We start from the raw sequence: 21799 nt of genomic DNA, 5'->3' as shown, positions 1-21799 counted from the left end.
CACACGGCCCCAGCATCACACTGATCTGCGGAATCACCCCCGACGCCCGCGTGTTCCGCTGAAAAATCCCCCCATACCCCGCCAGCGCCGAAACACCCTCCTGAATCCGCGCCCCCGCACCGTCGTTCAACGACACCAACGGCGCACCCGCCGCAATCGCCATATCCATGATCTTGTGAATCTTCGCCGCATGCGCTTCCCCCAGCGCACCACCGAAGATCCGGAAATCGTGGGCGTACACGAACACCGTCCGCCCCTCGACCTCACCCCACCCCGTCACCACACCATCGGTGTACGGCCGCTTCGCCTCCAGCCCGAACCCCGACGCACGATGCCGCCGCAACGTCTCCACCTCACGGAACGACCCCGCATCCATCAGCAGATCGATCCGCTCCCGAGCCGTCAGCTTGCCCTTCGCATGCTGCGCCTCCGTCGCCCGCTCACTCGGCCCGGCATGAGCCTGCGCCCGCATCGCCCCCAGTTCGGTGACCAGGCGCCGTGTGGTGGCGGCGGGCGGCGCATCCTCGGTGCCGCCGTGCGGGACGCTCATCTCACACCACTCCAACTCTGCGACGGCCCGGCCCCGAGCCGGATCGGGTCAGGAAGGGGAACGCGCGGGTTCGGCCTCGGGCAGGACGGGCACCAGCCGGCCGGGCACGCCCTGCCGCCGCTGCCACTCGCGCGGGTAGCCCAGGGAGACCTCCCGGTGAGGCACCCCGTCCCGGCTGATGGTTCGGGGGATGTGCAGGTGTCCGTAGACGACGGTCCGGGCCCGGAAGCGCCGGTGCCAGTCGGCCGTGGCGGTCGTTCCGCACCACAACGCGAACTCCGGGTGCCACAGCACGCGTGTGGGTTCGCGGATCAGCGGCCAGTGGTTGACCAGGACGGTGTCCCGGTCGGAGGGGATCTCCGCAAGGCGCGCCTCGGTGGCCGCCACGCGCGCGCGGCACCAGGCCTCCCGGCTCGGGTACGGGTCGGGGTGCAGCATGAACTCGTCCGAGCAGATGACTCCGGCCTCGTCGGCGACGCGCAGGGCCTCCGTCTTGTCGGCGGTGCCGTGCGGGCGGAAGGTGTAGTCGTAGAGCAGGAACAGCGGAGCCACGACGACGGGCCCGCCGCGGCCCTCCCACAGCGGGTACGGGTCCTCGGGCGTGACCACGCCGAGGGCCCGGCACATCTCGACCAGATGCCGGTACCGCTTCTCGCCGCGCAGCTGCAGCGGATCGTCGGGGACGGTCCACAGCTCGTGGTTGCCCGGCGTCCACACCACCTTGGCGAAGCGACGGCTCAGCGTGCGCAGCGCCTCTTCCACGTCGGCCGCCGTCTCGCCGACGTCTCCGGCCACGATGAGCCAGTCCGCGTCCGACTGCGGCCTGATCTCGTCGACGATCCGCCGGTTCTCGGCGTAACGGACGTGCAGGTCGCTGACGGCGAAGAGCCCTCCCGGCCGGTTCTCAGACACACGTCCACTCCATCGCAGGCCCCGGAGTGCGACAACCCCTAACCGACGGTCGCGTACCCCTGTCCGGGGCGGCCGGTGTCGTAGGCGTAGAGCGGGGCGAGGTGCTGGAGGGTGGAACGGCCTCGCAGCGCCAGGTCCCTGGCCCGCTGTTCCGGCCCGTCGGGCAGCAGCAGGCCCGCGCGCTCCTCGCGTGCGGCTGCTTCCACCGCGGCCACGCGCGGCGCGCGCAACGACGCGTAGCGGGCCAGCGCCTCGGGCAGTCCGTCGCGCGGCGCCCCGGCCAGGCATGCGGCGAGGTCGAAGGCGTCCTCCAGCGCCTGCGCGGCGCCCTGCGGGACGAGGTGCAGCGCGGGGTGCGCCGCGTCGCCCAGCAGCGCCGTCCGCCGGGTGTTCCAGCGGGCCGGCGGTTCCCACTCCTGCGGGACGAGGCGTCGCACGGTTCCCGCGCCGCGGGCGGCCGCGGTGGCGAGCTGCGCGGGGATGCCGCGCCAGTGCCCGAAGTCCTGGACGAGATCCTTGGGTTCGGCGACCGCGGTCCCCTGATCGGCCGGCTGATCGGCCGGCCTGGGGGCGTCCGCCGCGTCCGGGTCGTCCGGACGGAGCGCGGTGGCGGTGAAGGCGACCTGGGCGCCCCCGGCGACGGGGTAGCAGACGAGATGGGCGCCGGGGCCGAGCCAGCGCCGGACGAGGGCGTCCCGCGCCACCGCCCGAGGGAGGCGTTCGACGGGCAACAGGCCCTGGTGAACGGTGAGTCCGGTCGGCCTGGGCGCAGGTGTCTCCGGGCTGATCGCGGCGCGCACCGCGGACCGCGCGCCATCGGCGCCGACGACCGCGTGGGCGCGGTGCGTGCCGCCGTCCGCGCAGTGCAGGGTCACGCCGTCGGCGTCCTCGGTCAGTCCGGTCACGGTCCTGCCGGTGTGCAGCGCCCCGGCGGGGACGCCTTCGCGCAGGGCGGCGCGAAGGTCGGTGTGCCGGACGGTGTAGTAGGGCGCGCCGAAGAGCCGTTCGCAGGGGACGCCGTGGGGGATCCGGGCGACGGGGCGGCCGTCCCATCCGCGGATCTCGGTCCCTTCCACGCGGACGGCGCAGGCCCTCAGTACGGGTCCGAGGCCGAGCCGGCGCAGAGGCCGGACCGCGTTCGGCGCGAGTTCCTCACCCGCGCCGTCCCCGGCCGACTCCCGCTCCCGCTCGAAGACCTCGCACCGCGTACCGGACGCGGTGAGTGCGGCCGCCAGTGCCAGTCCGCCGATACCGGCACCGACCACAACGATGCGCGGCCGGTCCTCCACTCCTGCAACGCGCACCGCTCTGCCTTCTCTCCACATCTCAGGCACAGAGGATGTCCACGCCGTGGGGCGGGCACAACGCCACCCGGGAGGCTGCTGACTTCTGTCGCGTGTGGCATGACATCGGTCACCGTCCCGTCCGTTCCGGTCGCCTCCCGGCCGGGGGTCGCCGCAAGCTGACGTCACCGCAGCGGCGCACCGGCGGCGTCCGGAGTCATCCGGGCGTGCGTCGCGGCGGGGCGCCGGACGTGGAGGACCGAGGAGAGGGGCTGAGGCGATGGCGTGGTCAGAGCCAGCCGCGGCTGTTCGCTATCCGGGCGGCGTCGAACCTGTTGCGCCCCTCCAGCTTCTTGATGGCGCTGGAGGTGACGTTGCGGACCGTGCCGGGTGACAGATAGAGCTCCGCGGCGATCTCCTTGATCGGTGCTCCGCCGGCCGTCAGTCTCAGCACTTCTCTCTCCCGGTCGTTCAACTGGCGGCTGTTGCGGGAGGGAGGACGGAGCAGGGACGGGTCGATCGTCGGACAACCCGCCACGATGCCCCGGATGGCATGCACCAGATGAGTTAAACGGGCGTGGTGCGGAATGACGCTGAAGACACCGGCCATGGCGCGGTCCAGGACCGCTCTGCTGGGCTCGGCCGCGATGACGGCGATGCCGCAGTCGGGTGCGGCGGCGCGCAGTTCGTCGGCGAGGTGGAGCTCGTCGCGACCCGTGGTGGTCGCGCCGAGGACGGCGACGGTGGGACGTACGCGCAGCACCGCCGGGACGATCTGCCGGCTGTCGTTGACGGTCTCCACGACGTCGAAGTCCCGTACCTGCTTGAGGGTTTCGGCCAGGGTCTCCGAGATCAGGCGACGTTCGTCGGCCACTAGGATGCGAATTGTCACTGCTTGAACTCCCCGCGTGGACCCGGTGAGCCCGTGGTTTCCAGGCACGCCGAAGTCCCAGCTTGAATGTGAACATACACTGGCCCGTACCGCGAAAACGCCCCGGAGGGTGCCACCCCTCCAACCCCAGTGTCGGCACAAATTCAAACGAACAGCAGAATCCTCTCGGACGCTCTGCCGTGCTCCACCCCTGTCGGTTCACCCCCGTTCGGCGTTGCTCCAGGGTGGATGCCCAAGGCGGTCGACCGCACCGCCTGCGTTCCGTAGAGTTACAGACCGACTTGAGACCGGTCAATGGTCCTTCACAAAGAGAAGGCGCCCAGGATGTCGGTCTACCTCCCGCTATGCCGGGAAGGCCGATGTCGATTTGAGCTGGACCTGAGCTTCTCGGGTGTGCTAGTCACGCGTAGCCGACACGTGAGCATCAGCTGTAACACCCACGACTCCGGCCCGGCGCTTCCACGGTCACACTCCGTCTCTTCACAAGGTGAACGTCCGGCCCCTTCGTCCCGGCGAACCGCTCCCCGCAGGCGATCGGCCGGCTCGACGCCACGTCAGGAGAAGCCCTGCGGCGGCGCGTTCGGCCTCCCTCCAGAGGAGTGACGCTCGCGGGGCGGCATGCACGTCCGACACACCGTCACCACCTGCGGAATCACCGGTTCGGCGCAACACCGGAACACCCGGACGCCCTGTATGTCGGTTTTTGAACACGCCGGTGCGATGTGCTTACCGTCGCATCGCTCGTCGCCTGACGGGCACCGCGGTCGTCACGCCGAATCCTGCCGGCGGCCGGGGACACTTCGTCGCGTGAGCGCCGTAGGCAGGAGCGGGGGACCCAGGTAGGCCGCCGCACCCGAAGGAGGGAGCGGCTCGGGGCGTATCCGCCCGCGTCAGCGGACGGACGGGCACTCTCCGGCCCGAGCCCGACAGCTCACCTCGCAGGCGTCGGTGAGGAGACGAACATGCTGTTCACTGGCAAGTACCGGGCACACCTGTCCAGCACCCGCGCACGCGTCGCGGCCCTGGTGAGCACGGCGGGAGCCGCGGTCGCGCTTCCGCTGATGTCGGCGTCGAACGCCAGAGCCGCTTCCGTCGACACCTGGGAACAGGTCGCCGCATGCGAGTCCAGCGGAAACTGGCGCATCAACACCGGCAACGGCTACTACGGCGGGCTGCAGTTCTCCCAGTCCAGCTGGGAGGCCGCAGGCGGCACGCAGTACGCCCCGCGTGCGGACCTGGCCAGCAAGCAGGAGCAGATCGCCGTGGCCGAGAAGCTGCTGGAGATGCAGGGCCCGGGTGCCTGGCCGGTCTGCGGCAGCGAAGGCGGGCTGACCGCAGGGGCTCCCCCTGCTCAGGTGGCCCCCGACACCGGCGTGCCGGAGCAGCAGGCGCCGGAGCCTGCGCCTGCGGCACCGTCGGCTCCCCAGCAGCAGTCCCAGCCCGTGCAACCGGTGCAGCCGACCGGGTCGGACTACACCGTCCGCTCGGGTGACACCCTCGGCGCCATCGCCGTCGCGTACGGCACCACCTGGCAGCAGATCTACCAGGACAACCGCTCGGTCGTCGGCGACGACCCCGATTTCATCCTTCCCGGTCAGCAGCTCGTGATCCGCTGACCCGCCGTCAGGCCGCACGCACGACCCTTCCGGCTCCGCGGTCCGCGCCCGCCCGGCTCCCCCTCCGGCGCAGGCGCGGACCGCTCCCCCGTCTCCTCCCCCCGTCTCCTCCCCCGAGGCAAGAACCGGGCAACCTGGCCCGGCAGTCACCCTCCCCCCGACCGGGCGTGCCGGGGATCTCCCCGGCACGGCCCGCCCTCGGGCCGCAGGTGACTCCGGCGTGGCGGCGCCGATACCCCCACCCCCGTGGGAGGTATCGGCGACCATGCCCGTCACCTGCACAGACAGCCGGTGTCCGATCCCCTCCCGCGGGCGGGCCCGATCGGACCGGCGAGGGAAACCCGACGCTTGACGCGCCGAGGACTCCTGCGCCGCACCCCCGTGCCGGCTGCCTTGCGGGCCTCATCGTGACACGCAGCGCAGGACTCGCACATTGCCAGAACCCGGCAAAGTTCACGGCGCGTTGACGTCCGACTCCAGCGAGCACGCCCCCCGTTCCGCCCCGGCGGGGCGCTCAGTGGTCCTCCTACATCCACGACGACGGAGCGCCTCCCCTCCGCGCGCGGCCGTACGTTGCCCCGATGGCACGTGAAATCCCGCTGCTGTTCGCGCGGAGCATCGTCGACCGCGAGGGAGCCTCCGGCAGAAGATGGCTGGCGGACCTGCCGGGCCTCGTGGAGGCCCTGCTGGACCAGTGGGACTGCGTACCGGACGGCGAGGCGGCGCACGGCGGCATCGGGGTGGTCCTCCCGGTGTCCGGACCCGCCGGGCGGCGCTGCGTGCTGAAGGTGTCGTTCCCCCACCCCGACCGCGTCCACGAGCCGGACGCGTTCGCGGTATGGGCCGGGCGTGGAGCCGTCCTGCTGCACGAACGCGACGACGACCGGTGCGCGATGCTCCTCGAGCGCGCCCGCCCCTCGACGCTGGCCGACGTCGCGGACGGCGACGAGGTGATGGAGGTCGCCGGACGGCTCAGCCGCCGGCTCCGCCCGGCCTGCCGAGGCTGCGGGACCGGGCCGACGCCTGGGAGGAGCAGCTGCTCAAGGACGCCGCGGAACTGGAGCCGCGGCTACCGGGTCACCTGGTGGACGCCGCCCTGGCGACCGTCCGCGAGCTCGGCCGGGACCAGCCGGACACGCTGTTCCACGGCGACCTGCACGAGCGCAACATCCTGCGCGCCGACCGGGAGCCGTGGCTGGCCATCGACCCCGAGGGCTGGGCGGGGGACCCCGCGTTCGACGCCGGGACGCTGCTCAAGTCCCGCGCCCTGACGTTCCTGACGGCCGGCGAGGTGCCGAAGACCGCCCTGCTCAGGGCGCTGAACGTGTTCGCGGACGCCGCGGGACTCGACCGTGAACGGGCCCGTCGCTGGGCCCAGCTGCACGCCGTCCAGGACGCGTTCCACGGGCGCCGCCACGGCATGCGCACGGGCACCGGCCCGTCCGGACTGGACCGGCTCACCGCGCTCGGCGACCACGTGGCCCAGGCTCTGGCGCAGCGGTAGGGACCCCGGCTCCCGGGCCTTCCCCGGCCCCGGCCCCGGCTTTTCGGGGAAGGCGGCCTCGTCACAGCCCGTCGGCGGGCCAGTTCAGCAGGCGCGCACCCATCGCGGCGGTCTCCAGGGTGTAGCGGTGCAGGGCGTCGCCGGGGTCGTACCCCGTGAGGCTGCGGATGCGCTCCAGCCGGTACGACAGGGTGCGCACGCTGACGCCCAGCCGGCGCGCGGCCTCGGCGTTCACGTAACCGGCGGCGGCGCACTCGGACAGGGTCTCGAGCAGGGGCTCGGCACCGCCGCGCGCCTCCGTCAGCGGGCCGAGCACGGTGCGGACCAGGTCGGCCATCGCCTCCCGGTCGCGCAGCAGCACCGGAAAGACCAGGAGTTCCGACGCGTGCAGCCGCACGCCGTCCAGACCCAGGCGGTCCGCGAGGTCGAGGGCGTTCAGCGCCTCCTCGTAGGAGCGGACCACCCCGCTCGCGCCGCTGTGCTGCCGCCCGAACGCGACCCGCCGGGCCGGGGCGTAGGCGGGCCCGCCCGCCTGCGCGTGCGCGGCGAACGCCTCCAGCACGGTGGCCTCGGTGCTGGGCGCGATGCACACCAGCCGGCCGTCCTTGGTGGACAGCAGCACGTCCCGCTCGCCGAACCGGCCCAGCAGCTCGCGCTCGATCCAGCGCACCTTGGGGTGCACGTCGTCGTACTTCTCCGGCCCGCACGCCACCGCCACCGCGTGCGCGCCCGCCAGCCGCAGCCCGAAGCGCTGCGCGCGTTCCGCGAGGCGGCCCAGGTCGCTGCGCCCGTACAGCAGGTCGTCGATGAACTCGCGGCGCTCGCCCTCCTCCTGCCGCATGGCGAAACGCAGCGCCCGCTCGTGCCCCTCGCCGAGCGCGGCGACCGCGGCGTCGAGCGCGGCGAGCAGGGCATCGCCGGTACGGGCCCGCTCGGCGCCGGTCGCGGAGCGGGCGATGCCGGGCAGCGAGCCCCAGAGCGCGCGCGTCGAGCCGATGTACAGACCGGCGAGGCGCCGCAGGCCGTACCCGCGCTCGGCGGCGCGTTCGCCGAGTTCGCGGAACGCGTCCAGTTCGTCCCGGCGCGGCAGGCGGCCGGTCTCGGAGACCTCCGTGAGCAGCTCCGGGTAGGGACCGAGGAACTCGTCGGAGATCGCGTCGTCCTGCACCGTGGCGTCCGCCCCCCTGGCGTCGTTCGGCCGTGCTCCGGCCCTGTTCGGGGGCTCAGCGTAGGCGAGCGGGGTCTCCGGGGCCACGGACGGGGCCCGGCACGGCACGGCGCGTCGCGGCCCCGGACGGCGAGCCCGACGGGGACCGAGGTGCCGGCGACTGTGACGGCGACCACTGTGCCGACCTCGGGTGATGCGTATACGGTGGAGGAACAACGTCAAGATCGCACACAGGTGAGCCGGGAAGTCTGGTCGGCAGCGCTTCGCCCTGCCCAGACGCACTCCGGAGTCCCTGATGCGCCTCTTTTCCGACAAGCAGCCCACAGCCCTGTTCGGGCTGCCCTCCCCCCGTGAACGGAAGCTGCTCACCGACGCGCTGCGCACCGAGACGGCCGGCGGCCTCCTGCTGCTGATAGCCGCGGTGGTGGCACTGGTCTGGGCGAACAGTCCGCTGGGCGACGTGTACGAGACCGTCCGCGACTTCCACTTCGGCATCCCGGCTCTGGGCCTGGACCTGTCCGTCGGCCACTGGGCCTCGGACGGCGTCCTCACCATCTTCTTCTTCGCCGCGGGCATCGAGCTCAAGCGCGAACTGGTGGTGGGCGAGCTGCGCCGGCCCGCCGCCGCCGCGCTGCCGATCGTGGCGGCCGTGTGCGGCATGGTCGTGCCCGCGCTGTTCTACGTGGGGGTCAACGTCGCGGGCGGCGGGCAGCTGGACGGCTGGGCGGTGCCGATGGCCACCGACATCGCCTTCGCGCTCGGCGTGCTGGCCGTGATCGGCACCAACCTGCCGTCCGGCATCCGCGCCTTCCTGCTGACGCTGGCGATCGCGGACGACCTGGGCGCCATCCTGGTCATCGCCGTCTTCTTCACCTCGACGCTGAACCTCTTCGCCTTCGCCGGAGCGGTCGCCGGCCTGGTCCTCTACTGGCTGCTGCACCACAAGCTGCGTGTCCACGGCTGGTACGTGTACGTGCCTCTCGCCGTGGTGATCTGGGCGCTGATGTACAACAGCGGCGTCCACGCCACCATCGCCGGTGTGGCGATGGGCATGCTGCTGCGCTGCACCCCGCGCAACGGCGAGGAGACGTCGCCGGCCGAGCACATCGAACACCTGGTGCGCCCGCTGTCCGCGGGCTTCGCCGTGCCCTTCTTCGCCCTCTTCGCGGCGGGGGTGAGCGTGTCCGGGTCGGCGCTGGCCGAGACCTTCCGGGAGCCGGAGGCCCTCGGGATCATCCTCGGCCTGGTCGCGGGCAAGTTCCTGGGCATCTTCGGCGGCACGTATGTCGCGGCCCGCTTCACGAAGGCCAAGCTCAGTCCCGGCCTGTCCTGGACCGACGTGGCGGGTCTCTCCCTGCTCGCCGGCATCGGCTTCACCGTGTCGCTGCTGGTGGCCGAGCTGGCCTTCACCGACGCGGCCACCCGGGAGCACGCGAAGGCGGCGGTGCTGATCGGTTCGCTGATCTCCGCGGTGCTGGCCTGCGTGCTGCTGAAGCTGCGCGACGCGCAGTACGCGAAGCTGTGGGAGGACGAGATCCGGGACGAGGACCTCGACGGCATACCGGACATCGACCAGCCGGAGGACCTGGAGCACCGGCCGACGGAGTACAAGCGCCGTGCGATGGCCGCCGCCAAGGCCCGCCTGGAGGCGGAGGCCCAGCGCCGCGTGGAGCAGGAGGAGTAGGGCGGCCCGGTCCGGGGTCAGCCCGGTCGGTCCGGTCGGCCCCCGTCCTCCGGGGCGAGGCCGACACGCAGGAAGCGCGGCCGGTACCGGGCCACGTCCGCCTGCACGGCGCTCGGGTCGCCGAGCACGTTGACGTCGTAGGAGAGCAGCAGCCCACGCCCGTCGTGGTCCCCGTGGGCCTGCACGTTGTACGCCGTCGCCCCGGCCTGCCGGCCGCCCGGCGGCAGGCCGGGGACGGTCACCGCGTCCGGCCCGTGCCACGGCCCGTGCGGTGTGCACGACCAGTACGACACGACCGTCTGCGAGGGGCGTCCGTCCGGCCCGCCCGCGTCCATGCTGATCAGCAGCCACGTGCCGCCGTGCCGGGTCACGGTGTAGGTGTTGGTCACGGCGCTGCCCGCTCCGCGCGCTGCGCCGCCCTCCGCGGTGTCCGGCCGCCGCGTCGCGACGTCCATGGGCCGCGCGGCCGTTCCGTCCGGCGACCAGCCGGCCCCCGTCCGGTAGCGCCAGGCCGCCGGGTCGTCGAGGCTGCCGCGCGGGGCCCGCGCCACGTAGGTGCGGGACGGGCCGCCGCCCTCCGTACCCCGCTCGTCGGCCCCGAAGACGTAGGTCCAGCCGCCGTCCCGTACCGCCGAGGTGCCCCACAGGACGCGGTCCCCCGGCGGGGACGAGGGCGGCGGCCGGTGCACCTCGCGGAGGTTCTCCAGGCGCAGGCCGGGCAGGGACAGCGTGGCCACCTCCGTCGCTCGCGGGACGCCGAAGAGCCACGGCGCTCCGGCCGCCTCCCGCTGCCACAGCAGCACCCGGACGACCCGCTCGCCGGAACCGGGCCGGCGCGGCTCCACCACCGCGTCGGCCGGCCACCGCCACACCTCGCGGCCGTCCGGCGTGGCCGTGCCGGGGAAGAGGGCGGTGGGGCGGCCGTCGGCGGCCGGAAGATCGCCCGTGAGGGTGCTGCGCGGCCGGCCGGCCGGGGACGTCACGACGACCGAGTTGCGCACCCAGACGGGCTGCGGGACACGGCGTCCGCCCGGGTGGACACGGTCGAGGAAGGTGTCGGCGAACAGCCACAGCGTGCGGCCGTCCGGCAGCCGCACGGACCGGGTGCCGTCGCCGCCGGTCCAGTCGTCCGTACGGCTGCCGTCGTCGCCGTAGCGGGCGAAGGTCTCGGTGATCTTGCGGTCCGGCCGCACCCGCTCGGCCCGTACGGCGGAGCAGTCCGCGGCCTCGTCACGCCCCGGCTGGTCGTCACCCGGCAGCGCGACGACCAGCGCGACGACCACCACCGGCAGCAGCACGAGCAGCACGGCGTGCCGCGGGCGCGGCGCGCGCCGCCGGCGGTCCTGGGGTGGTACGGCCGGTCGCTCCATCACGCGTCAGCGTAGGACCTGCCGGTCAGCACCAGGGGATCTCCGCGCACCGGGAGGGCGTGGGCCAGGTGGAGGGCCAGGAGAACGAGGGCCGGGGAGTGGTGGGGGCCGGTTCCGGTACGCCCGGGGTCGGGGCGGGCGGCGTCGGCGACGGGGGCGGCGGGGACGGTTCCGCCGTCCTGGTGGAGGGCGCGGGCCGGGGGTCGGAGCCGGCGAGCCGCGGGCTGGGCGTGCCGGAGGGCGTCGGGGCGGAGTCGCTCGGGCGGTCCGTGCGGGGCTGTTCGGTGCGGCGGGGCCCGGGCGTGCCCCCGGCCTGATCACCGGCGGGCGCGAACACCAGGAAGCCGCCGCACGCGAGCGCGGCCACCAGGACCGCCGCAGCCGCGCCCTTGGCCAACGGCCCGCCCCGGCGACGCCGGTCCGGTACCGCGGGCGGCTCGGCGGAACGGGCGGCGCCCACCGGTGCGGCGGGCGCCGCAGGTGGCAGCGGCCCCGGGCCGACGGGCGGCACGCCCGCGGGTATCCGCGTCGTGTCGCGGGCGTCCGCCTCGGGCGGCAGCGGCCCGGGTCCCTGCCCGGGCCCCGCTGCGGAGGGGGCCGGCTCCACCGGCGTGCCGCAGTCGGGGCAGCACAGCGCTCCGTTGAGGGTTCTCCCGCAGGTCTGGCAGGGGGTGGCGGGTGTCATGGGCGGTCACCTTGTCGCGACGGGCCGGGCGGGGGGCCGCTGCATCCTCCCACCCCCGCCCCGACCGCGGGCAACCCCCGTACGCCGGGACCGCGTTCGCGCCTCCGGTCGCCTGACGCACCGCCATGCTCGTGCCGGGGCGCCGCCGGTCGGAGCCCGCGAAGGTCAGAGGTGCCGACGGCGGTCGGAGGCGTGCCGGTCGTACTCCCGGCGCGCCTCGACCGCGGCCGGCCGGCTCGCCGTCTCGGCGACGGGCACGTCCCACCATGCCTGCGGCGCCAGCGCCTCCCGCACCCGGGGGCGCTGGTCCGCGTCGGCGGCACGCGTCTCCACGTACACGCAGGTGGGGTGGCTGGACGCGCGCGCCGCGCGCAGCGCGGCCCGCAGTTCGTCGACCGTTCCGGCGCGCAGCACCTCCAGGCCCAGCGAGGCGGCGTTGGCGGCGAGGTCCACGGGCAGCGGGTCGCCGGTGAAGCGGCCGTCGGCGTCGCGGAAACGGTAGGCGGTGCCGAGGCGTTCGCCGCCGGTGGCCTCGGACAGGCCCCCGATGGAGGCGTATCCGTGGTTCTGCAGCAGCACCACGTTGATGTTCAGGTTCTCCTGGACGGCGGTCACCAGTTCGGTCGGCATCATCAGGTACGTGCCGTCGCCGACCAGCGCCCACACCGTGCGGTCGGGAGCGGCGAGGCGGACGCCGAGGGCGGCGGGGATCTCGTAACCCATGCAGGAGTACCCGTACTCCACGTGGTACTGCTGCCGGGAGCGGGTGCGCCACAGCTTGTGCAGGTCGCCGGGGAGCGACCCCGCGGCGTTGATCACCACGTCCTCGTCGCCGACGACGGAGTCGAGCGCGCCGAGGACCTGCACCTGGGTGGGCCGCACCCCGCCGTCCTCGGCTCCCAGCGCCATCTGCACGAGGCGGTCCCAGCGGGCCTTCGCCCCTGCGTACTCCGTCTCGTACCGCGCCGGCACCCGGTGGCCGTCCAGCGCCCCGGCGAGGGCCTCCAGTCCGGCCCGGGCGTCGGCGACGAGGGGCAGTCCGCTCATCCGGCCGCCGTCGCACGGCGCGATGTTGAGGTTGACGAAGCGGACTCCCGGCTGCCGGAAGAGCGTCATCGAGGCGGTGGTGAAGTCGGTCCAGCGGGTGCCGACGCCGAGCACCACGTCGGCCTCGCGGGCGCAGGCGTCGGCGTTCGGGGTGCCGGTGTGGCCGATCCCTCCGAGGTCGCAGGGGTGGTCGTGGCGCAGCGAACCCTTCCCGGCCTGGGTGGAGGCGACGGGGATGCCGGTGGCCTCGGCGAAGGCGGCGAGGGCCGCTTCGGCCCCGCTGTGGCGGACGCCGCCGCCGGCGACGACCAGCGGGCGTTCCGCCGCGCGGAGGACGGCCGCCGCCTCGGCGAGGGCGTCGGGGTCGGGGAGCGGGCGGCGCACCCGCCAGACGCGTGGCGCGAAGAAGTCCTCCGGCCAGTCGTACGCCTCGGCCTGCACGTCCTGCGGCAGGGCGAGGGTGACGGCGCCGGTCTCCGCCGGGTCGGTGAGCACCCGCATCGCCTCCAGCGCGGCGGGGATCAGCACCTCGGGGCGGGTGATCCGGTCGAAGTAGCGGGAGACCGGCCGCAGCGCGTCGTTGACGGACACGTCGCCGGCGTAGGGGACCTGGAGCTGCTGGAGCACGGGGTCTGCGGGGCGGGCGGCGAAGACGTCGCCGGGCAGCAGCAGTACCGGCAGCCGGTTGACGGTGGCCAGGGCGGCGCCGGTGACGAGGTTGGTGGCACCGGGGCCGATGGAGGTGGTGACCGCGTGGGTGCGCAGCCGGTCGCTCTGCCGGGCGTAGCCGACGGCCGCGTGCACCATGGCCTGTTCGTTGCGGCCCTGGAGATAGGGCAGGGCGTCGCCGCTCTCCAGCAGCGCCTGTCCGACACCGGCCACGTTGCCGTGGCCGAAGACGCCCCAGCAGGCGGTGACGAGGCGCTGCCGGGCGCCGTCCCGTTCGGTGTGCTGGGCGGTGAGGAAGCGGAGCAGGGCCTGGGCGACGGTGAGGCGCCGGGTCGGGGTCATCGGGGCGTCTCCTCCCGGGCGGTCGTCAGCGGCAGCCGCGGGTCGATCTCCTGGTCGCGCCAGCTCCGCCGGATCCAGGCGTGGTCGGGGTGGTCGCGGATCAGCCACCGGCGTTCCGTGTCGGGGCCGGCCATCACATTGAGGTAGTACATCGGGTGGCCGGGGGCGGCGATGGAGGGTCCGTGCCAGCCGTCGGGGATGAGAACCGCGTCACCGGTGCGCACCTCGGCCAGCACGTCGGTGCCGGCTCCCCGCCCCGAGGGGGTGACGCGCTGGTAGCCGACGCCCTCGGTTCCGTCGTGCGGGGCGATTTCGAAGTAGTAGATCTCCTCCAGTTCGCTCTCCTCTCCGGGCCGGTGCTCGTCGTGCTTGTGCGGCGGGTAGGAGGACCAGTTGCCTCCAGGGGTGAGGACCTCGACGGCGATCAGCCGGTCCGCCTCGAAGACGTCGGCGGCGGCGAAGTTGTTGACCTGCCGGGAGCAGTTCCCGGCCCCACGCAGTTCGACGGGGACGCCGGACGCGGGCCCGTAGCGGGCGGGCAGCCGCTCCGTGCAGCGTGCGCCGGCCAGGGCGAAGCGCCCGCCGGCGGAGCTGTCGATGCGGACGTGGGCGTCCCGGGGCACGTAGGCGAAGTCGGTGACGGCGGTGAACGGGGACGCGCGGCCGTCGAGCAGGAAGGTCTCCCCGTCGGCGTTCACGCCGCAGCCGCCGGACAGCGGCAGCACGATCCACTCGCTGTCTTCGGTGTCGAAGCGGTGGCTGCCGCGTGGCGGGAGTTCCAGCACGCGCAGCGCGGAGTGCCGCCATCCGGCGTCAGCGGGCGTGATGTCCAGCCGGTACGGGCCGGGGGCGGCGTCGGCCGGGGTGCGGTGGTGGTGGCCGTGGTGCGAAGTCATGTCGTTCAGCCTCCCCCGGGAGGGGCGTGGTGATGACTTCCCGCGCGCGGACGCGGTGAACCCGGGTCGGGGTGTCAGCCGGTCGGCGTGCGCGCGGGCGGGTTCCCGTCGGGTGCGCCGAGGAAGTCGTCCAGCTCGGCGTCGGTCGGCATGGCGGTGGAGCAGGCGAGGCGGGAGGCGACGAGGGCGCCGGCCGCGTTGGCGCGGCGCACGGTGTGCTCGAGGTCCCAGCCGGCGAGCAGTCCGTGGCACAGCGCGCCGCCGAACGCGTCGCCGGCGCCCAGGCCGTTGAGCACCTCCACCGGATGCGGCGGAACCTGCACCCGGGTGCCGTCGCGGTGGGCGGCGAGGACGCCGTCGCCTCCGAGTTTCACGACGGCGAGTTCGGCGCCGCCGTCCAGCAGGGCGTCGGCGCAGGCGGCGGGGTCGCGCACGCCGGTGGCGACCTCGCACTCGTCGAGGTTCCCGACCGCCACGGTGGCGTGTGCGAGGGCGGCGCGGTAGACGGGGCGGGCGGCCTGCGGGCCGTCGGGCCAGAACATGGGACGCCAGTCCAGGTCGAGGACGGTGGCGACGGTCCCGGGGTCCCGGTCCGCTCCGCCGCCGCGGGCCGCCAGGGCGGACAGGGTGGCTTCGCGGCTCGGTTCCTCGCACAGACCGGTGCCGGTGGCCCAGAAGACGCGGGCGGCCCGGACGCCCGCCAGGTCGAGTTCGCCGGCGGCGATCCGGAGGTCGGGGGCGGACTGCCGGTAGAAGTACAGCGGGAAGTGGTCGGGCGGGAAGATCTCGCAGAAGGTCACCGGCGTGGCCAGGCCGGGCACCGGCGTGACCCAGCGGTCGTCGACGCCGAAGTCGGTCAGGGCGCGGTGGCAGTAGTCGCCGAACGGGTCCTGTCCGGTGCGGGTCACCACGGCGGTGCGGCGGCCGAGCCGGGCGGCGGCGACGGCCACGTTCGTCGGGGAGCCGCCGAGGAACTTGCCGAACGTCTCGACGTCGCTCAGCGACACGCCCGCCTGCAACGGATAGACGTCCACGCCGATCCGTCCCATGGTGACGACGTCGAAGCGGTCGGCGGGCGGGGCGGTCATCGAATCGGCCCTCCTGTGGCGGTGAACGGGGGTGATCGCACACGGCTCGGTGTCCCATTGTGGACCTGGGCGGTGGTGGCATGGGTAGTTTGAGGCGACAGCGACGTGAGGAGTCCTCTCCATGACCGTCACCCTCGACCGCCTGCGCGTCGGCTCCGCGCCCGACTCGTGGGGTGTCTGGTTCCCCGACGATCCGCGGCAGGTCCCCTGGCAGCGCTTCCTGGACGAGGTCGCCGCGTCGGGCTACGAGTGGATCGAGCTGGGTCCGTACGGCTATCTGCCGGTCGATCCGGCCCGGCTGGCGGACGAGGTGGGTGGGCGGGGGCTGCGCGTCTCGGCCGGCACCGTCTTCACCGCCCTGCACCGGGGGCCCGGCGTGTGGGAGGAGACCTGGGCGCACGTGCAGCGCGTCGCGGAGCTGACCCGCGCCATGGGTGCGGAGCACGTGGTGGTGATCCCGTCGTTCTGGCGGGACGACCGGACCGCGCGGGAGATCGAACCGCCGGAGCTCACCGCCGGGCAGTGGCGGCACCTGGCGTCCGGCATGGAACGCCTCGGCCGCGAACTGAGGGACGGGTACGGCCTGGACATCGTGGTGCACCCGCACGCGGACACGCACATCGACACCGAGGAGCACGTCGAGAGGTTCCTCGACGCCACCGACCCGGACCTGGTCGGGTTGTGCCTGGACACCGGCCACTACGCGTACTGCGGCGGAGACAGCGTCAAACTGATCGAGACCTACGGCGAGCGCATCGGCTACCTGCACCTGAAGCAGGTCGACCCGGAGGTGCTGGCGGACGTCCGGGCGCACGGGACGCCGTTCGGGCCGGCAGTGCGGCAGGGCGTGATGTGCGAGCCGCCGCACGGCGTGCCGGCGCTGGAGCCGGTGCTGGCGGCGGCGCAGAAGCTGGGCGTCGACATGTTCGCGATCGTGGAGCAGGACATGTACCCGTGCCCGCCGGAGCAGCCGATGCCGATCGCCTTGCGCACCCGGCGGTACCTGCGGGGCTGCGGGGCCTGACTCCCGCCGTACGTGTGAAGTCGCGGGGCGGCACCCGGCCGGACACCGCCTCACGGCCCGCCGTGCGGACGGCCGTTCGGCCGGTTCCTTGGGGGTCACCGGGGTCACCGTTTCGCGCGTTCCGCGTCACGGGGCGGCTACAGGGCCTCGCGGCGGTGACCGGAGGTCGCCTTCCGGTCACAGGGTGGCCCGGGCAATACCGCCGCCACTGGGAGGTGCAGGGACATTGACCGACCGTCGGCTCTGGTCCTACAAGGAGATCGCCGCGCACATCGGCGTCCAGCCGGACACCGTGCGCTCGTACCGCAAGCACGGCCTGCTGCCGCCACCGGACCTGGTGGAGGGCGGCAGGCCGTTCTGGTGCGCGGACACCGTGCGGGAGTGGGTGGCCCGGCGCCCGGGAAACCGCGGGGGACGGCGCTGAGGGGCACGGTGGCGCGACCGGCGGGGCGGGCGGGGGAATCCCCGCCCGCCCCGCCTCCCGGGAGGACCCCCTGCGGTGCGATACCCTTGGGGGGTATTGAGAGGCAGCGACGACCGGAGAAGTACCGACCCGAGGGCGAGGAGCACTGCGATGAGCACCGTCACGACCACCTACAAGGTCACCGGCATGAGCTGCGGCCACTGCGAGAAGGCCGTCACCGAGGAGGTCGGCGGCGTCGCCGGCGTGACCGCCGTGCAGGCCGACGCGAAGAGCAGTCTGGTGACGGTGACCTCCGCCGCCGAGCCGGACGACACGGCGATCGGCGTCGCCGTGGACGAGGCCGGCTACGAACTGGTCGGGCGCGCCTGACACGCCGCCCCCACGGGCGGCGCGGCGTGTGGTGACACGCAACGGAAAACGCCCCGGCCGGCAGGTCCCCCCACGGGCCCACCGGCGGGGCGTTTCCATGTCCCGGTCATGGATTCCCCCCACGGGATCCTGGCCGGGTGTCTTCGGGTGCATCCGTTCCGGGAGGGCCGCTCAAAGCTCTTTCGGTCCGGTTGCACCGTGGGCCGACTCCGCCGGGTGTCGACTCACACCCCTTAGACCCACGACCCCTGCAAAGGGTTGGACTCTTCTTGCTGTGACCTGCGTCACATTTTTGCACGCTCTTCACCACCGGCGCCAGACCCGCACACCGCGTGCGAACAGAACGAGCCGAGGCCCCGGTCCGGGGACCGGGGCCTCGAAGGGCGGTGCGGGGCGCGGGGCGCGGAACGCGTCAGCGGGACTCGACGGGGACGTACTCGCGCTCGACGACACCCGTGTAGATCTGCCGCGGACGGCCGATGCGGGAGCCCGGCTCCTTGATCATCTCGTGCCACTGGGCGATCCAGCCGGGCAGCCGGCCGATGGCGAACAGCACGGTGAACATGCTGGTCGGGAAGCCCATCGCGCGGTAGATCAGGCCGGTGTAGAAGTCCACGTTCGGGTAGAGCTTGCGCTCGACGAAGTAGTCGTCCGCGAGCGCGTGCTCCTCCAGCTTGAGCGCGATGTCCAGCAGCTCGTCGCTCTTGCCCAGCGCGGACAGCACGTCGTGCGCGGCCGCCTTGATGATCTTCGCGCGCGGGTCGAAGTTCTTGTAGACCCGGTGGCCGAAGCCCATCAGCTTGACGCCGTCCTCCTTGTCCTTCACGCGGCGGATGAAGGAGTCGACGTCGCCGCCCTCGCGCTGGATGCGCTCCAGCATCTCCAGCACGCTCTGGTTGGCGCCGCCGTGCAGCGGGCCCCACAGGGCGTTGATGCCGGCCGAGATGGAGGCGAACATGTTCGCCTGCGAGGAGCCGACCAGGCGGACGGTGGAGGTGGAGCAGTTCTGCTCGTGGTCCGCGTGCAGGATGAGCAGCTTGTCCAGGGCGCTGACCACGACCGGGTCCAGCTCGTACTCCGCGGCGGGGACGGAGAACGTCATCCGCAGGAAGTTCTCGACGTAGCCGAGGTCGTTGCTCGGGTAGACGACCGGGTGGCCGATCGCCTTCTTGAAGGCGTAGGCCGCGATGGTCGGGAGCTTGGCGAGCAGCCGGATCGTCGAGAGGTGCCGCTGCTCCTCGTCGAACGGGTTGTGGCTGTCCTGGTAGAACGTCGACAGCGCGCTGACCACCGAGGACAGCATGGCCATCGGGTGGGCGTCGCGCGGGAAGCCGTCGTAGAAGCGCTTGACGTCCTCGTGCAGCAGGGTGTGCTGGGTGATCTCGTTCTTGAAGTTCGCCAGCTGGTCGACGGTGGGCAGCTCGCCGTTGATGAGCAGGTAGGCGGTCTCGATGAAGGAGCCGCGCTCCGCGAGCTGCTCGATCGGGTAGCCGCGGTAGCGCAGGATGCCCTGCTCACCGTCGAGGTAGGTGATGGCGGACTTGTAGGCCGCCGTGTTGCCGTAACCGGAGTCCAGGGTCACCAGACCGGTCTGAGCGCGCAGCTTGCCGATGTCGACGCCACGGTCGCCGACCGTGCTGTCCACCAGCGGGTAGCTGTACTCGCCGTCCCCGTACCGCAGTACTACGGCGTTGTCATCGCGGTTCTCGCTCACGTCTTCCCTCACCGACGTCGTGCCTCTTCTTCGAGGTGCCCTGACTCTCTCCACTGTCCCCCATCCGGTGCCGTGCGGTGCACTCGGGGTCGGCGAACGGGCCCCACGGTGGCACGGAGTGCCGCCGTCAGGACCATCCTGCACCCTCCCGGGGGCGCTGGTCACCCCCGCCGACACGGGCACCTCCCCCGCCGGGCCGGGGAGCGGGCACCGCCCCGCTCAGCCGGTGGTCCAGCGCCGTGCACCGGCGGCCGGCCGACACCGTGCGCACCGCCTGGGCGATCGCCCTGCGTGCACCCACCAGAACGACCAGCCGCCTGGCCCGCGTGACCGCCGTGTAGAGGAGGTTCCGCTGGAGCATCATCCAGGCACTGGTGGTGACGGGGATCACCACCGCCGGGTACTCGCTGCCCTGCGAGCGGTGGATGGTGACGGCGTAGGCGTGGGCCAGTTCGTCCAGTTCGTCGAAGTCGTACCCCACCTCCTCGTCCTCGTCGGTGCGCACGGTGAGGCGCTGCTCCTCGGCGTCCAGCGCGGTGACGACGCCGACCGTGCCGTTGAAGACGCCGTTCGCCCCCTTGTCGTAGTTGTTGCGGATCTGCGTGACCTTGTCACCGACCCGGAAGACGCGGCCGCCGAACCGCTTCTCCGGCAGGTCCGGCCGGGCGGGCGTGACGGCCTGCTGGAGCAGCCCGTTGAGCGTGCCGGCGCCGGCCGGGCCCCGGTGCATGGGGGTGAGCACCTGAACGTCCCGTCGCGGGTCGAGCCCGAACTTCGCCGGGATGCGCCGGGAGACGACGTCGACGGTGAGCCGGCCCGTCTCCTCGGTGTCGTCCTCGACGAAGTGGAAGAAGTCCGGCAGGCCGTGGGTCACCGGGGGCACACCGGAGTTGATGCGGTGCGCGTTGGTGACGACGCCGGACTGCTGCGCCTGCCGGAAGATCCGCGTGAGCCGCACGGCCGGGACCGGGCCGCCCTCGGCGAGCAGGTCCCGCAGCACCTCCCCCGCGCCGACGGAGGGCAGTTGGTCGACGTCGCCGACCAGCAGCAGGTGGGCGCCCGGGGGCACGGCTTTGATCAGCTTGTTCGCCACCAGCAGGTCGAGCATCGACGCCTCGTCGACCACCACCAGGTCCGCTTCCAGGGGGCGGTCCCGGTCGTAGGCGGCGTCGCCGCCGGGCTTGAGTTCGAGCAGCCGGTGCACGGTGGACGCCTCGGCACCGGTCAGCTCGGACAGCCGCTTGGCGGCCCGGCCGGTGGGCGCGGCCAGCACCACCCGCGCCTTCTTCGCGCGCGCCAGCTCCACCACGGAGCGCACGGTGAAGGACTTTCCGCAGCCCGGGCCGCCGGTGAGCACGGCCACCTTCTGCGTCAGCGCGAGCCGGACGGCCTGCGACTGCTCCGGGGCGAGGTCGGTGCCGGTGCGACGGCCGAGCCAGCCCAGCGCCGCCTCCCAGTCGACGTCGCCGAAGGCGGGCAGCCGGTCCTCGTCGGTCCGCAGCAGTCGCATCAGCTGCGCGGCGAGGGAGATCTCGGCCCGATGGAAGGGCACCAGGTAGACCGCGGTGACCGGCTCCCCGTCCGACCCCGGCACCTGCTCCCGCACCACGCCCTCCTCGTCCTGCGCCAGCTCCGTGAGGCATTCGATGACGAGCCCGGTGTCGACCTGGAGAAGCTTGACCGCGTCGGAGATCAGCTGCTCCTCGGGGAGGAAGCAGTGGCCCTGGTCGGTGGACTGCGAGAGGGCGTGCTGGAGGCCGGCCTTGACCCGCTCCGGACTGTCGTGCGGGATGCCCAGCGCCTGCGCCAGCCGGTCCGCGGTGAGGAAGCCGATGCCCCAGACGTCGGCGGCCAGCCGGTAGGGCTGGTTCTTCACCACGGAGATGGAGGCGTCGCCGTACTTCTTGTAGATGCGGACGGCGAGCGAGGTGGAGACGCCGACGCCCTGGAGGAAGACCATCACCTCCTTGATGGCCTTCTGCTCCTCCCAGGCGGCGGCGATCTTCTTCGTCCGCTTGGGCCCCAGGCCCGGCACCTCGATCAGCCGCTGCGGCTCCTGCTCGACGACGTCCAGGGTGTCCAGGCCGAAGTGGTCCACGATCCGTTCGGCGATGCGCGGTCCGATGCCCTTGATCAGCCCCGATCCCAGGTAGCGGCGGATGCCCTGCACCGTGGCGGGGAGCACCGTCGTGTAGTTCTCCACCGTGAACTGCCGCCCGTACTGGGGGTGCGAGCCCCAGCGCCCCTCCATCCGGAGCGACTCGCCCACCTGCGCGCCCAGCAGCGACCCGACGACGGTGAGCAGCTCACCGCCCCGGCCGGTGTCCACCCGGGCGACGGTGTAGCCGTTGTCCTCGTTGGCGTAGGTGATGCGCTCGAGGACACCCTCGAGCACGGCGGGCTGGAACGACATGTGACAGACCGTAGCCCCCGCCACCGACAGTCCGCACCGGTACGGCGGCGGCGAACGGCCGGAGACGACCGAGCGTCACCCTCAGGGGTGAGATGCCGGGCGGGGTCTTCCGCCGACGGCTCGGAAGTGCCTATCCTTGACTCAGTCAA

Annotated in this window: 17 protein-coding genes, 1 pseudogene and 1 riboswitch; of the genes and pseudogenes, 6 read left to right on the top strand and 12 right to left on the bottom strand. The window is 73.2% G+C overall.

Annotated features, from left to right (window positions below; translation table 11 throughout):
* The 4 genes from K304_RS0109705 to K304_RS0109690 all read right to left on the bottom strand — a co-directional run.
* Positions 1-550: carboxyl transferase domain-containing protein (locus K304_RS0109705; RefSeq protein WP_027763588.1), on the bottom strand; the 550-nt coding region annotated here is incomplete at its 3' end.
* Positions 551-598: 48 nt separating this feature from the next.
* Positions 599-1462 carry a metallophosphoesterase family protein gene (locus K304_RS0109700; protein ID WP_027763587.1) on the bottom strand — a complete coding sequence of 288 codons (864 nt, stop codon included), beginning with the start codon at positions 1460-1462 and terminating at the stop codon, positions 599-601.
* 38 nt (positions 1463-1500) lie between these two features.
* On the bottom strand, positions 1501-2766 hold the full coding sequence (locus tag K304_RS0109695) for an FAD-dependent monooxygenase (RefSeq protein ID WP_486591613.1): 1266 nt from the start codon (positions 2764-2766) through the stop codon (positions 1501-1503).
* A gap of 268 nt (positions 2767-3034) precedes the next feature.
* A complete protein-coding gene (locus K304_RS0109690) occupies positions 3035-3637 on the bottom strand; it encodes a response regulator transcription factor (RefSeq protein ID WP_027763585.1) in 603 nt (200 codons plus the stop codon).
* A gap of 802 nt (positions 3638-4439) precedes the next feature.
* Positions 4440-4597: riboswitch (cyclic di-AMP (ydaO/yuaA leader) on the top strand.
* Between the two features lie 2 nt (positions 4598-4599).
* Between K304_RS0109690 and K304_RS0109685 the strand changes: the two genes are divergently transcribed.
* Both K304_RS0109685 and K304_RS28190 read left to right on the top strand, forming a co-directional pair.
* On the top strand, positions 4600-5253 hold the full coding sequence (locus tag K304_RS0109685; protein WP_027763584.1) for a LysM peptidoglycan-binding domain-containing protein: 654 nt from the start codon (positions 4600-4602) through the stop codon (positions 5251-5253).
* A 581-nt stretch (positions 5254-5834) separates the two neighbouring features.
* A pseudogene (locus K304_RS28190) lies at positions 5835-6757 on the top strand (aminoglycoside phosphotransferase family protein).
* Positions 6758-6818: 61 nt separating this feature from the next.
* Here the strand turns inward: K304_RS28190 and K304_RS0109675 are convergent.
* Positions 6819-7925: a PucR family transcriptional regulator gene (locus tag K304_RS0109675; RefSeq protein ID WP_027763583.1), complete on the bottom strand. Its 1107-nt coding sequence runs from the start codon at positions 7923-7925 to the stop codon at positions 6819-6821.
* A 295-nt stretch (positions 7926-8220) separates the two neighbouring features.
* On the opposite strand from K304_RS0109675, the gene nhaA reads away from it, so the two are divergent.
* A complete protein-coding gene (gene nhaA, locus K304_RS0109670; protein ID WP_037789734.1) occupies positions 8221-9609 on the top strand; it encodes a Na+/H+ antiporter NhaA in 1389 nt (462 codons plus the stop codon).
* A 17-nt stretch (positions 9610-9626) separates the two neighbouring features.
* Here the strand turns inward: nhaA and K304_RS28185 are convergent, their stop codons facing one another.
* The 5 genes from K304_RS28185 to iolC all read right to left on the bottom strand — a co-directional run bounded on the left by K304_RS28185 (position 9627) and on the right by iolC (position 15706).
* Positions 9627-10979, bottom strand: coding sequence for a hypothetical protein (locus tag K304_RS28185; RefSeq protein ID WP_486591612.1), 1353 nt, complete (start codon positions 10977-10979; stop codon positions 9627-9629).
* 25 nt (positions 10980-11004) lie between these two features.
* Positions 11005-11664, bottom strand: coding sequence for a hypothetical protein (locus tag K304_RS33310; RefSeq protein ID WP_158687322.1), 660 nt, complete (start codon positions 11662-11664; stop codon positions 11005-11007).
* 165 nt (positions 11665-11829) lie between these two features.
* Positions 11830-13722: a 3D-(3,5/4)-trihydroxycyclohexane-1,2-dione acylhydrolase (decyclizing) gene (iolD, locus tag K304_RS0109655; RefSeq protein ID WP_027763580.1), complete on the bottom strand. Its 1893-nt coding sequence runs from the start codon at positions 13720-13722 to the stop codon at positions 11830-11832.
* Complete coding sequence (gene iolB / locus K304_RS0109650; RefSeq protein WP_027763579.1) at positions 13719-14618, bottom strand: 5-deoxy-glucuronate isomerase; 900 nt, start codon at positions 14616-14618, stop codon at positions 13719-13721. The genes iolD and iolB overlap by 4 nt, the downstream gene beginning before the upstream one ends.
* 74 nt (positions 14619-14692) lie before the next feature.
* Positions 14693-15706, bottom strand: coding sequence for a 5-dehydro-2-deoxygluconokinase (gene iolC / locus K304_RS28180; RefSeq protein WP_037789730.1), 1014 nt, complete (start codon positions 15704-15706; stop codon positions 14693-14695).
* 121 nt (positions 15707-15827) lie between these two features.
* Between iolC and K304_RS0109640 the strand changes: the two genes are divergently transcribed.
* The 3 genes from K304_RS0109640 (at position 15828) to K304_RS0109630 (ending at position 17523) form a co-directional block, all read left to right on the top strand.
* On the top strand, positions 15828-16730 hold the full coding sequence (locus K304_RS0109640; RefSeq protein WP_027763578.1) for a sugar phosphate isomerase/epimerase family protein: 903 nt from the start codon (positions 15828-15830) through the stop codon (positions 16728-16730).
* A gap of 226 nt (positions 16731-16956) precedes the next feature.
* The gene (locus tag K304_RS0109635; protein WP_027763577.1) at positions 16957-17154 is read left to right on the top strand and encodes a helix-turn-helix transcriptional regulator; all 198 of its coding nucleotides are present in this window, start codon (positions 16957-16959) and stop codon (positions 17152-17154) included.
* A 150-nt stretch (positions 17155-17304) separates the two neighbouring features.
* Complete coding sequence (locus K304_RS0109630; protein WP_027763576.1) at positions 17305-17523, top strand: heavy-metal-associated domain-containing protein; 219 nt, start codon at positions 17305-17307, stop codon at positions 17521-17523.
* Positions 17524-17935: 412 nt separating this feature from the next.
* Here K304_RS0109630 and K304_RS0109625 read toward each other — a convergent pair whose 3' ends face one another.
* Positions 17936-19249, bottom strand: a complete 1314-nt coding sequence (locus K304_RS0109625) for a citrate synthase (protein ID WP_078528835.1) — start codon at positions 19247-19249, stop codon at positions 17936-17938.
* A 115-nt stretch (positions 19250-19364) separates the two neighbouring features.
* The gene (recD2, locus tag K304_RS28175; protein ID WP_051308176.1) at positions 19365-21650 is read right to left on the bottom strand and encodes an SF1B family DNA helicase RecD2; all 2286 of its coding nucleotides are present in this window, start codon (positions 21648-21650) and stop codon (positions 19365-19367) included.
* Between the last annotated feature and the right edge of the window lie 149 nt (positions 21651-21799).

Source organism: Streptomyces sp. CNS606 (assembly GCF_000426325.1).
This window is presented reverse-complemented; position numbering and strand designations above follow the sequence as displayed.

Excerpts from the sequence above, each read along its gene's own strand:
- iolB (WP_027763579.1), bottom strand. The coding sequence starts at position 14,618 with ATGACTTCGCACCACGGCCACCACCACCGCACCCCGGCCGACGCCGCC.
- K304_RS0109640 (WP_027763578.1), top strand. The coding sequence starts at position 15,828 with ATGACCGTCACCCTCGACCGCCTGCGCGTCGGCTCCGCGCCCGACTCG.
- K304_RS33310 (WP_158687322.1), bottom strand. The coding sequence starts at position 11,664 with ATGACACCCGCCACCCCCTGCCAGACCTGCGGGAGAACCCTCAACGGA.
- nhaA (WP_037789734.1), top strand. The coding sequence starts at position 8,221 with ATGCGCCTCTTTTCCGACAAGCAGCCCACAGCCCTGTTCGGGCTGCCC.
- K304_RS28185 (WP_486591612.1), bottom strand. The coding sequence starts at position 10,979 with ATGGAGCGACCGGCCGTACCACCCCAGGACCGCCGGCGGCGCGCGCCG.
- recD2 (WP_051308176.1), bottom strand. The coding sequence starts at position 21,650 with ATGTCGTTCCAGCCCGCCGTGCTCGAGGGTGTCCTCGAGCGCATCACC.
- K304_RS0109630 (WP_027763576.1), top strand. The coding sequence starts at position 17,305 with ATGAGCACCGTCACGACCACCTACAAGGTCACCGGCATGAGCTGCGGC.
- iolC (WP_037789730.1), bottom strand. The coding sequence starts at position 15,706 with ATGACCGCCCCGCCCGCCGACCGCTTCGACGTCGTCACCATGGGACGG.
- iolD (WP_027763580.1), bottom strand. The coding sequence starts at position 13,722 with ATGACCCCGACCCGGCGCCTCACCGTCGCCCAGGCCCTGCTCCGCTTC.
- K304_RS0109685 (WP_027763584.1), top strand. The coding sequence starts at position 4,600 with ATGCTGTTCACTGGCAAGTACCGGGCACACCTGTCCAGCACCCGCGCA.